The sequence below is a fragment of the Stenotrophomonas aracearum genome (assembly GCF_031834615.1).
In the GTDB taxonomy this organism is placed as follows: Bacteria; Pseudomonadota; Gammaproteobacteria; order Xanthomonadales; family Xanthomonadaceae; genus Stenotrophomonas; species Stenotrophomonas aracearum.
Genome location: NZ_CP115543.1, coordinates 2020933 through 2033538, shown reverse-complemented (window position 1 = coordinate 2033538; position 12606 = coordinate 2020933). Strand labels below are relative to the sequence as shown.

The window sequence follows — 12606 nt, the reverse complement described above, 5'->3', positions numbered from 1 at the left end:
CATATCCGCCGCTGAGCGAGCGAAAACCTGCCTTTCTTTCCTATAGACCCACGTCTTGGGCGGACGGAGCGGTTCAAGGCGCCGCTCGCTTCACGGGGGCAAGTGTTGCTTCCGCGACGCGCGCACAGCGCGGCTGTATCTCTACACCACAAAACGGTCCCAGTTGCCGTAATGCTCTTTGCTGCACGTACCCCGCGGCAGGCTCAACGCGATGATGGCGAGTCCCACCAGCACGCTGTTCCATGTGGCGGGCATCGACGCTCCGCCGAGCATCCATGGCGCTGCGAGCAGCCATGCGCCAAGCACGACGTTGACGAAGCGTACCGGGCGCGCCACTTCGGCCATCGCGATCACGGCGGTGGTCACGATCAGCGCGCCGACCAGGTGGTCGCTGTCGGCCATGGGCGGCTCGGCGTCGAACGTCAGCCGCGTGAGCATCAGCCATGCCCCCAACGTTGTGCTCACGAGCAGCGTCCAAGGCAGCGTGACGCCGCGGATCGCGGAGCGCGCGGCTTGCGCGAGTGGCGCATCGAAATCCGGGTGCGCATCGCGGCCGTCGTAAGGTTGGGCGCCGCCCTGGAAGAACGTGCGCCAGAACGGTTCGCCGCGGCGCACGCTCTGCGTCAGAAACTGGCCCATCGCGACGAGTTCGTCGAGGCTGTACGGGATCATGATCAGCATCGCGATGCCGGCAAGCAGGCACAGCGTGCACCAGGTGCCGATGACGATCGGCTGGATGATGATGAAGTAGATGCTGACGATGCCCAGCGGCACCACGAGCATGCCGAACATGGTCACCATCCAGGGCATGGTGCGCCAGCGTTGCCGGCCGCCCATCGCGCCCATCAGGATCTCGAACAGATACGCCACCGCGCCGAGGCCGGCATCGGCGATCGGCCAGGCCTTGGACACGTCCGAGGTAATGATCGTCTCGGTGCCGTTCAGGCCCTGCAGGCCGGCGAAGAACGGTTCCCAGGCGCCTTCGATGTGACCAAGCTGGTAGGCCGCCAGGTGCCGCGAAATCAGGAACCCCAACGCACCCATCGCGATGATCGGCAGGCGCTGCAGGTACGTGGACGGCGAATAGGTCCAGCCGGGTGGCATGTCGGAGGAATCCATCATTCCCGCCATGCTCATGCCCGGCATCATCGGGACCAGAATGGAGAACGTGATCACCAGCGCGCCGACCATCGTATCGTTGGCGTAGACCGCAGCATTCGGCGCCCACATCAGCAGCGGGGCGAACAGCAGCCACACCCCCACCGCGGCATTGGCCCACTGCGCCCAAGCCAGGCGCGGCGTGAGCGACAGTATCGAGAACAGCATGATCAGCGCGCCGCTGAACAGGTCGCTGCGGGCCAGCCACTGGCTGCGCAGGGCCGGATCCGACAGGCCGCGTTCCTGCGTCACGCGCCATACGGCATCGCTGAAGGCGGTGTCGCCGCCGAAAATGACCGGGCTGGTCATCAGCCACGCACCCAGCAGCAGGTTGAGGTAATGGACCCAGAGCAGGTTGAAGTGCAGCTTGCGCATGCCGGCCATATGCCCGCTCATGCCGTCGTCGCCGGCTTTCGTTGCCGTCGCCTGCATCGCGTGGCCGCACCGGCCCTCGGCGACCTGGCTCGCCTGGTTCATCGCGTGCCCGCATTTGCCTTCTGCGGCTTTGTCTCCCATCGCCTGTCCGCACCGCCCTTCCATGGGTTTGTCGGACCCCGTGGCATGACCGCAGGCGCCTTCGGCCGGCTTGGCGGTATCGCCGTCCGGCGCGGATGCCGTGGCCTGCGCTTCGGCTTCCACACCGCGTGCGGCCACCTTGGCGGAATTGAGCTTGTTGGCTTGGTACCAGCCGACCGGATCGCGCTTGAGTTCGGCCACGATGGTCGGTAACGCCTCGATCAAGCGGTGCCGCGGTGCCCATTCCAGCAGATTCGATGCGCGCGAGGTGTCGACTTCGTAATGGTCGTCGGAAATCTCGATCATCCAGGGTCGGATGAACGGTTCTTCGCGCAGCACCTGCGTTTCAATCCAGACACCGGTCTGCGCCAGCGTCCTGGGTACCTCGTGAGTCGTCCACGCTTCACCGTGGATCAGGCATCCGAGCTCGTGCTGCAGTCGGTCGAAGCTCGGAGCGTCCTGTTCGGCGAGTAGCAGTGGCAAGTCCGGCGGCAACTGCGCGCGTCGCTCGACGATGCGCACGAGCGCGTCAACCAAGTCGTCCAGATGCAGAAACGGCTGGCCGGTAGCAACGTCGCCCGGATAGAAATGGCTCGACAGCTGGCGCTCGTAGATCCGAGCGATCTGCTGGGCGAGGAATGCCGAGCGGCCGCGATCGTCGTATACACCTGCTGGCCGGACGAGCACGATCGGAATATCCCAGTGCTGCTCCCGTAACAGCTGTTCGGTGCGGATCTTCGACGCCCGGTACGGGAACTTGGGATCCAACGGCGCATCTTCGTTGATCGGCGCGCCCGGTTCGGTAGGCGCATGCACCAGCATTGTGCTGACGAATACGAACTGCTCCAGCTCGAAGTCCTGAAATGCCCGCAGCAGTCGCTCGGTACCCCGGACAGTCACCGCCTCATACAGCGGACTGGGTTCGCCGCTGAGGTCGAAATAGGCGGCAAGGTGAATCACCGAGGCGATGCGATCGCCGTAAGCCGCTCGCAGGCGTTCCATGCCGGCGGCCACGCTGGAATCGGAGGTCACATCGACGCAGACACATTCGGCGACCGCCGGAGGATGTGTGGAAACGCCGCGGTCGAAGCCCACGACCCGATACCGCTGCGCGAGCTTGTTGACCACCGCCGCACCGATGAAGCCACCGCTGCCAGTGACGACCACGACCTCGCGTTGCTCGTTGCTCATGATCAATGCTCCATAACGTAACAGCCGATGTGGATGGCATTACAGACCCAGGCCGTACGAGGATGCGTGAAGCCCTCCTGTACGGTCCCTGCTAGCCAACAAACACATCGGGCAACGTGTCGCCGCCTTCCGGGACGCGAGAAAACCACTCGACCGGCTTGACCGCCACGATGCCTGCGCCCGGCAGGTCGGAACGGGCGATCTCCATGATGGTGCGGATCAGGGCATCCGCCTTCGCTGCTTCGACGTAGAACTCCATCTTGAGGTAGTCGGACAGATGATCGCGCGATAGAAAATCGACGCCGTCGTGCTCGCCCATGCCGCGGACCTTGATCACGGTCATCCCGCGTATTCCCAGATCCCGAAGCGCTCCCTCCAGCGCCGTCAGCACATCAGGCCTGACGATGGCAACCACATGTTTGAAGTTCATCATGCGAATCTCCTCCAATGCGAGGACCGAAAAGACGGCCATGGGCCGCCTTTCGGATTGAGGTGGCGACCTATTTCATCGGTTTGATGCGAGTGATGGTGTTGTCCATGCCTTTGGACTCGAACTCGAACTCCACCTTCTGACCGGGCTTTGCCGACGCCAGTTGTTCCGGCGATGCCTTGAACGCCATGGTCATCGCCGGCCACTTCAATGCCTCGACCGGACCGTGGGCGATGGTGATCTTGCCGGCACCGGTGTCCACCGACTCAATGATGCCGGTGGCCATCGCCATCGTGGCCGCCGCATTTCCAGCCATTTGCTTGTGCTCGGCTTCCGACATCTGCATGTCGGCGGCGCTTGGGGCTGCGGTGGCCGTTGTGTCGGCGGAGGACGGCGCTTCATTCGGCATCGGCTGCTGCGTTGCCTCGGGCATGGGTTGATCTTCCGCGTTGCCGGGCTGTTGCGAACAGGCGGCCAGCAGGACGGTGGAAAACAGAACGGCTTGAAGTTTCATGTGGATCTCCTTTGGTTGGGTGAGCGGGATTTGAACAGCACACGGTGGCGGCACATTCGGCTGCCACGAAACGAAGAAGCGATTTCACTTGGGCGTGGCATCTCCCAGCGCGGGGAATACCTGGTCGTATCGGCGTGCCTTGCCTTGCACCAAACGAGCTTCCACGCAGCGTCCGGAGACCGACGTACCGATTTCCGCCGTACCGACACGGCGCTCGCGGAAGGTGGGCGCAAACTTCGGATTACCGAACTGCTCGCGCCGCAACAGTTGCACGGCCTGTCCGGCGATGGGCGGGGTGTCTTTCGGGCCGGAGCACACCTGAAGATCGCTGCCCGACACGGTCGAGACCGTGCCGAGCCGGTACGCCGGATTCAATGAGGTGCAGGCGCTCATCAACCCGCCGACGATGGTGAGAAGAGCGATGACGAGGGAACGTTTCATGACGAATCTCCTATAGGAACGATGAGTGGAATGAACGCGCCACTCACGTCGCGGTGCCCGTCGGCGATGCGGCAGGCGAAGTTCGGGGCAAGGTGCGAGCACGCAGCAGGCGATAGGCGGCCGGAATCACCAGCATCGACAACAGGGGCGCGGTGACCATGCCGCCGATCATCGGCGCGGCGATGCGTTGCATGACTTCCGAACCGGCACCGCCACCGATGAACAAGGGCAACAGGCCGGCGAGGATGACGGCGACGGTCATCGCCTTGGGGCGCACGCGCAGTACGGCGCCTTCGCGGATCGCCGTTTCCAGGGTGGCGAGGGTTTCCGGTTCGCCCGCGGCCAGGCGTCGCTCCCAAGCGTGGCGCAGGTACAGCAGCATGATCACGCCGAACTCGGCCGCCACGCCGGCCAGGGCGATAAAGCCGATCAACGTTGCGATCGACACGGCATGGCCCAGCATCCAGATCAGCCACAGCCCGCCGACCAGTGCCAGCGGCACGCTCAGCAGAATGATCGCTGCCTCGCTGAAACGTCGAAACACCAGGTAGATGAGCAGGAAGATGATCGCCAGCGCGGCCGGCACGACCCACTGCAAGCGGGCCAGCGCCCGTGCCAGGTATTCGTACTGGCCCGACCAGGCGATGCCGTAACCCGGCGGCAGCTTGATGTCCTTTGCCGTGCGTTGCTGCAGGTCCTTCACCACCGAGCCGAGATCGCGGCCGGCAACGTCGACGAAGATGTAACCGACCAGGCGCCCGTTCTCGCTCTTGAGCATCGGCGGGCCGGGCGTCAGCGTCAGATCGGCCACTTGCCCGAGCGTGAGTTGCACGCCCCCCGGAGCGACCAGCGGCAATTGCGCCAGCGCCGCGAGCGAATCGCGTTGCCCGCGTGGGTAGCGCAGCACGATGGGATAGCGTTCGCGGCCCTCGATGGTCTCGCCGATGGGATCGCCACCGACCACCGTGGCGATGAGCTTTTGCAGATCAGCCTGGCTCAAGCCATACCGCGCCGCGACTTCCGGGCGGATGCGGACATCGACGTAGCGTCCGCCGGTGACGCGCTCGGCCAGCGCGGAACTCACGCCGGGCACGGTTTTCGCCATGCGCTCGAGCTCGTGGCTGATCTGCTCGATGACCCGGGTGTCCGGCCCCGAGACCTTGATCCCGATCGGGCTCTTGATGCCGGTGGCAAGCATGTCGATGCGGTTGCGGATCGGCGGTACCCACAGGTTCGTCAGGCCCGGCACCTTGACCGCGGCATCGAGTTCCTGGCGGAGCTTTTCCGGGGTCATGCCTGGTCGCCATTGGTCGCGCGGCTTGAACGTCACCGTGGTCTCGAACATCTCGATCGGCGCCGGATCGGTCGCGGTATCGGCACGGCCGGCCTTGCCGAACACGTGCGCAACCTCGGGCACGGTCTTGATCATCCGGTCGGAAAGCTGCAGCAACTGACCGGACTTCCCCGCCGACAGCCCTGGCAGCGCCGTGGGCATGTACAGCAGGGTGCCCTCGTCGAGCGGCGGCATGAACTCGCTGCCGATGCGCGCATACGGAATGGCGGTCAGCAGCAGCAACAGTCCACTCAGGCCCAGCGTCAGGCGCGGGTGTCGCAACACCCAGTCCAGCACCGGCCGGTAGCCGGCGAACAGCACGCGATTGATCGGGTTCGTCTGCTCGGGGCGGATGCGGCCGCGGATCAGGTAGCCCATCAGCACCGGGATCAGCGTCACCGACAAACCGGCCGCGGCGGCCATTGCATACGTCTTGGTATAGGCCAGCGGCGAGAACAGCCGGCCCTCCTGCGCCTGCAAGGCGAACACCGGTACGAACGACAGCGTGATCACCAGCAGGCTGGCGAACAGCGCCGGACCGACCTCGATGGCCGAGGTGGCCATCAGCTCCCAGCGTTCTTCGCCCTCCGGGTCGCGGCCGTTGGTTTCGCGCCAGTGCTCCAGGTGCTTGTGTGCGTTCTCGATCATCACCACCGCCGCGTCCACCATCGCGCCGATGGCGATCGCGATACCGCCCAGCGACAGCAGGTTGGCGGTGATGCCCTGGTAGCGCATGACGATGAAGGCGGCCAGCACGCCCAGCGGCAAGGTGATCACCGCCACCAACGCTGAGCGCAGGTGCCAGAGGAACAGCATGCACACCAACGCCACGACCAGGAATTCCTCGCCGAGCTTGTGGGTGAGGTTGCGCACTGCCTCGCGGATCAACTCGGAGCGGTCGTAGACCGGCACGATCTCCACGCCCTTGGGCAGGCTGGGCTGCAATTGCTTCAGCCGCGCCTTGACGTTCTCGATCGCGGTCAGTGCATCCTTGCCGGTACGCAGCACGATCACGCCACCGGCCACTTCACCTTCGCCGTCCAGTTCGGCGATGCCGCGGCGGAAGGTCGGACCGCGAGTGATGGTAGCCACTTCGCCCAGCAGAACCGGTATGCCAGCGGTGGTGCTGCTGACCGGTACACGCTCGAACTCCTCGCGGCTGCGCAGATAACCCTCGCTGCGCACCATCAGCTCGGCTTCGCCCTGTTCGATCACCGAACCGCCGGTGGCGCCGTTGGCGGCGTCGACCGCATCGATCACCTGCGCCACGGTCAGGCCGCGGGCCGCCAACGCCTGCGGATCAGGCACGATCTGCCAGGCCCGCACCATGCCGCCGACGCTGGCGACTTCGGCCACGTCGGGCACGGTCTTCAACTCGTAGCGCAGGAACCAGTCCTGCAAGGCGCGCAGTTGGCCGAGATCGTGCTGGCCGGTGCGGTCGACCAGCGCGTACTCGTAGATCCAGCCCAGGCCGGTGGCGTCGGGGCCGAGGGCGGGACTGACGTCCGCGGGCAAGCGGTCGCGCACCTGGCTCAGGTACTCCAGCACGCGCGAGCGCGCCCAGTACAGATCGGTGTTGTCGTCGAACAGGATGTAGACGAAGGAATCGCCAAAGAACGAGTAGCCCCGCACCGCCTTGACACCGGGCACCGATAACATCGTCGTGGTCAGCGGATAGGTGACCTGATCCTCGACGATGCGCGGCGTCTGGCCAGGCCATTGGGTGCGGATGATGACCTGGGTGTCGGACAGGTCGGGCAGCGCGTCGAGCGGCGTGTGCGACACCGACCACAGGCCGGCGGCAGCCAGCAGCACGGCCGCCATCAGCACCAGGGCGCGGTTGGCGATGGAGGCGCGGATCAGGCGGGCGATCATGGTTGATCTCCTGCGCGTTCTCCGATCCGCTCAAGCCGTTCCACCGTCAGCCCCTTGGCATCAGAGCGGACGAACACCCGAACGCGGTCGCCGGCCTTGAGGCCCTTTGCCACATCCGGGTTACCCAGCGGAAAGGCCATGGTCATGCCCGGCATGTTCAACGTCGGGAACGGGCCATGTTCGAGGGTGATCTTTCCGTCCGCGATGGACTCGACGGTGGCCTCGGCCTCGTGCAGGACCGCTTGGCCCACGGCCTCGGGCGCCTTGGCCGTTTCGAGACGTCCGAGCAATCCCGACAGACTGGCCTCCGAGTCGATCAGGAACTGACCGGACACGACCACGCGTTCGCCGCCCTTGAGCCCGGCGAGGATTTCGGTGCGGCCACCGCCACTGAGGCCGGTGCGCACGCGTACCGGCTGGAAGCCGCCTTTGGCGTCCTGCACGATCACCCGGCTGTCCGTGCCGGTGGCGATCAGCGCCTCGGTCGGCACCAGCGGCGCCGGTGCGGTGCCTTCGGGCTGCATCGTCACCTCGGCAAACATGCCCGGCGCCAGCACGCCTTTGGGATTGCGCAGCACGATACGGGCCTGCTGCGTGCGGCTGGCCATGTCGACCTGCGGCAATAGCGTCTCGACTTCGCCGCTGAAGGTCTGCCCCGGCACCGCGCTGACGACCGCCTCGACCGGCGTGCCCGGCCGCAACCGCGCCGCATCAGCTTGCGGAATCGCCGCTTCCAGCCACAACGTCGCGGTGCCGTTGACGCGGAACAGCGGTGTGCCCGGCATCACCGCCTGGCCTTCGCGGACCAGCACTTCGGTAACGACACCGTCGTGCGGCGCACTCAAGGTCACGCTGCCGTCGCGGCCCAGGCCGCTGGGAACACCCAGCACGCGCAGCCGCTGCTGTGCAGCCGATTGCAGTTCCTGTGCCGTTGCCGATTGCGCCTGCCGTAGCGCCTGCGCTTCGGCCAGGGCACTGCTCCAGGCGGGTGCCAGCAACGCGGCCAGTGGCTGACCCCGCGCAACCTTCGTGTACGGCGCCTTGACCTGCACCCGGCTCACGAGACCTTCGGTAACCGCGCTGACCACGGCTTCCCGGCGCAGATCCCAGGCCAGTGTGCCTGGCACGCGCACCGTCGCCGCCAACCGGCCGACCTCGACCTCCTCGGTGCGGATGCCCACGCTCTGCCGCAGGCCCGGGTCGATGCTGACGCCACCGCCGGCGACTTCGTCGGCGTACTTCGGCACCAGTTGCATATCCATGAAGGGCGACTTGCCCGGCTTGTCGAAGTGCTGGTCCGGCACCATCGGGTCGTACCAGTACAGGGCGTTGCGCTCACCGGCCTCGGTCGCCGGCGCATCGGCCATTGCCATGTCGTGGTTGCTGCCACGTCGGGCCCACCAGTAGCCGCCAGCCAAGCCGACTACCAGCAGTGCGGCCGCTGCGACGATCATCGCCACGCGGTTCATCGTGTACGTCATGGCGAGGGTTCCTCTTCGGGCAGCAGGTAGGCCAGCGCCGCCCAGGCCCGGCCAAGGTCGCCGAGATGGCGGGCATGCATTACGTGCAGTTCGATTTCGTCGCGGCGCGCTTCCAGCCACGGTTGCAGATCGCCGCCGGCGGCATAGGCGGCCAACGCGGTCTTCGCGCGGTCACGGGCCAGCGGGAGCGACTCGGTTTCCTTGCGTACGACCTGCCGCTTGAGTCCATCCCATTCGGCCAGGGTCATGCGCACGCGCTCGGCCTGCGCACGACGGGCGTCCTCGCGTTCGGCGGCCACGGCGTCCAGTTCGGCACGCCGCGCAGCCACGCCGCGGTCCTGCCGATTGCGCGTGAACAACGGCAGGTCGATCGCGAACTCGACCATCAGCATGTCGCTGCGCGGCATGCCGTCGGGCGCACGATCCCGTTGCCCGTAGGTCACGCCGACGCTCCAGTCCGGCCGCTTTTCGGCGATGGCGGCATCCACCTGCGCTTCGGCGACCGCCTCGCGTGAGCGCCACGGCAGCAGCGGCGCCTGGCGATCGATCGAAGCGAACATGGTGGTGGGGGAAATGGGCAACACCATCAGGTCCGGCGGCGCGCCCTCGATGCGTAGGTCCGCCTGCGTTTCGCCCAGCCAGCGCGCCAAGCCGGCACGCGCCGCCTCCAACGATGCCTCGGCGGCGTCGATGCGGTTTTCCAGTTCCAGCACAGCGTTCTGCGTCGCCATCGCATCGACCGCCGAACCGGTGCCGCCGGCAAGCCGTGCCTTGGCGGCGCGGACGGCCACGTCGGTCGGCTCGCGCAGCGCTTGCAGCGCCGCGACTTCCCGCTGCGCCGCCCACAGGGCGATCCACGCCTGCGCCACCGCCTGACGTACCGCGAGTCGTTCGGCCTCCGACAGCGCCTGCGCCTGCTCGATGGTGCGGTCGGCCACCGCTTGGCGCGCCTGGCGCTTGACGCGGGCCGGAAAGTCCTGCATCACGCCGATCTGCTTCATGGTCATGAAGTCGGCGCTGGCGTCGAACGCGTCAGCGCCGGTCACCGGCAGACTGGCGACGCCCAGCGTCAACCTGGGGTCGGGCAAGGCCGCCGCGCGGAGGGCTTCTTCCTGGCTGGCCGCAATCTGCGACTGACGCGCCTGGAGCATCGGGGCGCGCTCGGCCGCCAGGCGTACCGCGTCATCGAATGTAATACTGGCCGTAGCAGACCAGGCAGGGGCGACGGCAAACAAGCTGAAAGCGAGCGCCCAGACGCGCCAACGGCGAATTCTGCACCGACGGTGCAGCGGGAAAGGAAACGACATGAGACCTCCGAACACGCAACGACGAGTGCGCCGCCGAATCCGGCAGCGAGGGGACGAGTCACGTTCGGGATCTAGATCTGCAGGCTACAAAAGCGCTGCGCCGGCGGCGGGTCGGACCGGCAAGTGGGCACGTCTTCGTAGTACTGGGCTTCCACCGGCGGCAGCAAGGCCGCGGCCAAAGCGAAGTACAGCGGCGGCAGAGCCAGCGAAGGCACCTGTGGCGCTTTGAGGTGTTGGCTGGTGACGTGGTCGCGCTGGCAGTGCTGATCGCACAGCGCAGGCGCCGCAGGGTCGGGCATTTCCATGCCTTCGCAGCCGGCCATGACCATCTGCGGTTCCGGGGGCGTCTCGCTGATGGGGCACGCATAAGCGGCAAGCGCGACCTGCTGGAACAACAGCGCCAGCAATGCCAGCCCGGCAAAGCGCAAGCGGAGCGAATGGGTCCGGAACGCACGCAGCTTCATCGGCGACCCTCCCAATGCAACGCGGCAACCCGAGTAAATGGGCGTTGGTTACGCGTGGGAGGGGCCAAGGAAGGGAACATCAAGGAGGAGCGTACTCTGCGGGCTGCACACTTGGAAGCGCGGCGTACCCCTGAAGTTCCCGGGAGTAGGTGGTTTCGTACTGCTTGCCGGCTGTTTGATGCCGTCAGCGGGCATTAGGCGGGATAAACCAATATTATCCCGCGTGTAATTACATGCTCATTAGCGCCGATTGTGTAATTTACACGGTATGTAATTACGTGGTATGTAATACATTACAGAATAGTCCGGAGAGGCGGTTATGGCCCGAGGCGGCTTATACAAGAGCGACGTGCAGAAGGCCCGCGATGCGTTGCGGGCGCAGGGCAAGCATCCGTCGGTGGATGCGGTTCGTGTGGCGCTGGGCAACACCGGTTCCAAGACGACGATCCACCGCTACCTCAAGGAACTGGAGGAAGAGGAAGGGCAAGGTCTCGGCGCCAAGGTCGCCGTCAGCGACGCGTTGCAGGATCTGGTCGGCCGGCTTGCGGCCCGCCTGCACGAAGAGGCGGAGGCCGTCGCCACCGAGGCTCAGCAGCGCTCTGCCGCGCAGTTGCAGCAGCGCAGCGATGCGCTGGAACAGGCTCGGCAGGAAGCGAGCGCCTTGAGCAATCAGTTGCAGCGAACCGAAGCGGCGCTGCACGAGGAGCGGACCGCCCACGCTTCGGCCCAGCAGTCCTTAGCGGAGCGGGTGACGGAAATCGCCCAGCTCAGCGAACGCATCGCCGGCCTGAGCGCCCGTGTGGCCGAGCACGAAGCCCATGCGAAATCGCTGGAAGAGAAGCATGCCCACGCCCGTGAGGCGCTGGAGCATTTCCGGACCTCGATGAAGGAGCAGCGCGAACAGGAACAGCGTCGCCACGAGCACCAGGTGCAGGAATTACAAGTCACGCTGCGCCAGGCCAACGAGGCGCTGACCGCCAAGAACCACGAGTTGCTGCAACTCAATCGCGATAACAGCCAGTGGTTGGAGCGCCACGGGCGCCTGGAGCGAGAACTGGCCGATGCCCGCCGCGGCATCGAGGCCCAGCAGAAGGAACTGGATGCCTTGCGGCTGACGGCTGCAGAGCATCAGGCGCTGCAGGAACGGTGGGCCAAAGACGTACAGGCCTTAGAGGCTGCGCGGGTCGAACTGACCAGCGCTCGTGCCGAAGCGACCAAGGAACGGGAACGTCGCGAGCAAGCCGAAGCCGACGCCTTGCGCGCAGGTGTGCGTCTGGAAACACTGGAGCAGTTATTGGCGCAGCTGAAACCCGAACAGGCAGTTGCCGACACGGCATCCGCCGGGAAGGGCCGTGGTCGTGAGTAGAGACCACGAAGCGTTTTTTATCCGGCAACCACATGATTCCACAAAAGAAATCGGATTCTATGGGGCATTTTTACACGTATCTCGGCTGAACCCCCATATTGACCACGCAGCAGCGCCAGCACTTCCGCAAGGGCGGGCGAAGGTCTGCCGGTAGGATCGAGCTGCCATGAAGGAAAGAGATATAGATCCCTTTCTGGAACCCACACGGCAAAAACGGTGCCAGATTGTAGGTGTTGATTCAGCGTCCGGCCTTCACCAGCATCCCGGTAAAGCAGCGATTCGAACGTCGCCGCATCGAGCCAATCAACCACGGCCTCCGCCCTGGCTTGGGCAGATGCTGGGGTTTCCGGAGGCCAATCACTGCGCATTGCCTGTCTTCTGCATGAGCTACTGGCCGTAAGAATGCCATGGCCGCGTGGCCGTCACGTGTGAGGGAAACGTCCCAAGCATCCCAAGCAAAGGAAGGCAAGGTCGGCGGCATGGCACACCGATGTCGTCGTGTATCGAAGTGCGCGCATGAATAGGCGAGG

10 protein-coding genes are annotated in these 12606 nt (G+C 65.6%); 1 reads left to right on the top strand and 9 read right to left on the bottom strand.

Translation table 11 applies throughout. The features are described from left to right. Nucleotides 1-141 precede the first annotated feature (141 nt). From PDM28_RS09350 to PDM28_RS09315, 8 genes are all read right to left on the bottom strand, one after another. The gene (locus PDM28_RS09350; RefSeq protein ID WP_311184576.1) at nucleotides 142-2865 is read right to left on the bottom strand and encodes an NAD-dependent epimerase/dehydratase family protein; all 2724 of its coding nucleotides are present in this window, start codon (nucleotides 2863-2865) and stop codon (nucleotides 142-144) included. Nucleotides 2866-2956: 91 nt separating this feature from the next. Then, nucleotides 2957-3337, bottom strand: a complete 381-nt coding sequence (locus PDM28_RS09345) for a P-II family nitrogen regulator (protein ID WP_311184575.1) — start codon at nucleotides 3335-3337, stop codon at nucleotides 2957-2959. Between the two features lie 28 nt (nucleotides 3338-3365). Beyond that, nucleotides 3366-3809 (bottom strand): copper-binding protein, encoded by a 444-nt coding sequence (locus tag PDM28_RS09340; protein WP_311184574.1) that lies wholly within the window; start codon nucleotides 3807-3809, stop codon nucleotides 3366-3368. Nucleotides 3810-3893: 84 nt separating this feature from the next. Next, nucleotides 3894-4250, bottom strand: a complete 357-nt coding sequence (locus PDM28_RS09335; protein WP_293979347.1) for a hypothetical protein — start codon at nucleotides 4248-4250, stop codon at nucleotides 3894-3896. Between the two features lie 43 nt (nucleotides 4251-4293). Next, nucleotides 4294-7458, bottom strand: a complete 3165-nt coding sequence (locus tag PDM28_RS09330) for an efflux RND transporter permease subunit (RefSeq protein ID WP_311184573.1) — start codon at nucleotides 7456-7458, stop codon at nucleotides 4294-4296. After that, nucleotides 7455-8939, bottom strand: a complete 1485-nt coding sequence (locus PDM28_RS09325; protein WP_311184572.1) for an efflux RND transporter periplasmic adaptor subunit — start codon at nucleotides 8937-8939, stop codon at nucleotides 7455-7457. The genes PDM28_RS09330 and PDM28_RS09325 overlap by 4 nt, the downstream gene beginning before the upstream one ends. Beyond that, complete coding sequence (locus PDM28_RS09320; protein WP_293979353.1) at nucleotides 8936-10246, bottom strand: TolC family protein; 1311 nt, start codon at nucleotides 10244-10246, stop codon at nucleotides 8936-8938. The genes PDM28_RS09325 and PDM28_RS09320 overlap by 4 nt, the downstream gene beginning before the upstream one ends. Before the next feature lie 71 nt (nucleotides 10247-10317). Beyond that, nucleotides 10318-10710, bottom strand: a complete 393-nt coding sequence (locus tag PDM28_RS09315) for a hypothetical protein (protein WP_293979355.1) — start codon at nucleotides 10708-10710, stop codon at nucleotides 10318-10320. Nucleotides 10711-11029: 319 nt separating this feature from the next. Here PDM28_RS09315 and PDM28_RS09310 point away from each other — a divergent pair, with 319 nt between their 5' ends. Further along, nucleotides 11030-12076, top strand: a complete 1047-nt coding sequence (locus tag PDM28_RS09310) for a DNA-binding protein (RefSeq protein ID WP_293979356.1) — start codon at nucleotides 11030-11032, stop codon at nucleotides 12074-12076. Nucleotides 12077-12093: 17 nt separating this feature from the next. Here the strand turns inward: PDM28_RS09310 and PDM28_RS09305 are convergent, their stop codons facing one another. Beyond that, nucleotides 12094-12444 (bottom strand): hypothetical protein, encoded by a 351-nt coding sequence (locus PDM28_RS09305; protein ID WP_311184571.1) that lies wholly within the window; start codon nucleotides 12442-12444, stop codon nucleotides 12094-12096. Nucleotides 12445-12606: the final 162 nt, after the last annotated feature.

Excerpts from the sequence above, each read along its gene's own strand:
- PDM28_RS09315 (WP_293979355.1), bottom strand. The coding sequence starts at position 10,710 with ATGAAGCTGCGTGCGTTCCGGACCCATTCGCTCCGCTTGCGCTTTGCC.
- PDM28_RS09320 (WP_293979353.1), bottom strand. The coding sequence starts at position 10,246 with ATGTCGTTTCCTTTCCCGCTGCACCGTCGGTGCAGAATTCGCCGTTGG.
- PDM28_RS09350 (WP_311184576.1), bottom strand. The coding sequence starts at position 2,865 with ATGAGCAACGAGCAACGCGAGGTCGTGGTCGTCACTGGCAGCGGTGGC.
- PDM28_RS09345 (WP_311184575.1), bottom strand. The coding sequence starts at position 3,337 with ATGGCCGTCTTTTCGGTCCTCGCATTGGAGGAGATTCGCATGATGAAC.
- PDM28_RS09330 (WP_311184573.1), bottom strand. The coding sequence starts at position 7,458 with ATGATCGCCCGCCTGATCCGCGCCTCCATCGCCAACCGCGCCCTGGTG.
- PDM28_RS09310 (WP_293979356.1), top strand. The coding sequence starts at position 11,030 with ATGGCCCGAGGCGGCTTATACAAGAGCGACGTGCAGAAGGCCCGCGAT.
- PDM28_RS09340 (WP_311184574.1), bottom strand. The coding sequence starts at position 3,809 with ATGAAACTTCAAGCCGTTCTGTTTTCCACCGTCCTGCTGGCCGCCTGT.
- PDM28_RS09325 (WP_311184572.1), bottom strand. The coding sequence starts at position 8,939 with ATGACGTACACGATGAACCGCGTGGCGATGATCGTCGCAGCGGCCGCA.
- PDM28_RS09335 (WP_293979347.1), bottom strand. The coding sequence starts at position 4,250 with ATGAAACGTTCCCTCGTCATCGCTCTTCTCACCATCGTCGGCGGGTTG.
- PDM28_RS09305 (WP_311184571.1), bottom strand. The coding sequence starts at position 12,444 with ATGCGCAGTGATTGGCCTCCGGAAACCCCAGCATCTGCCCAAGCCAGG.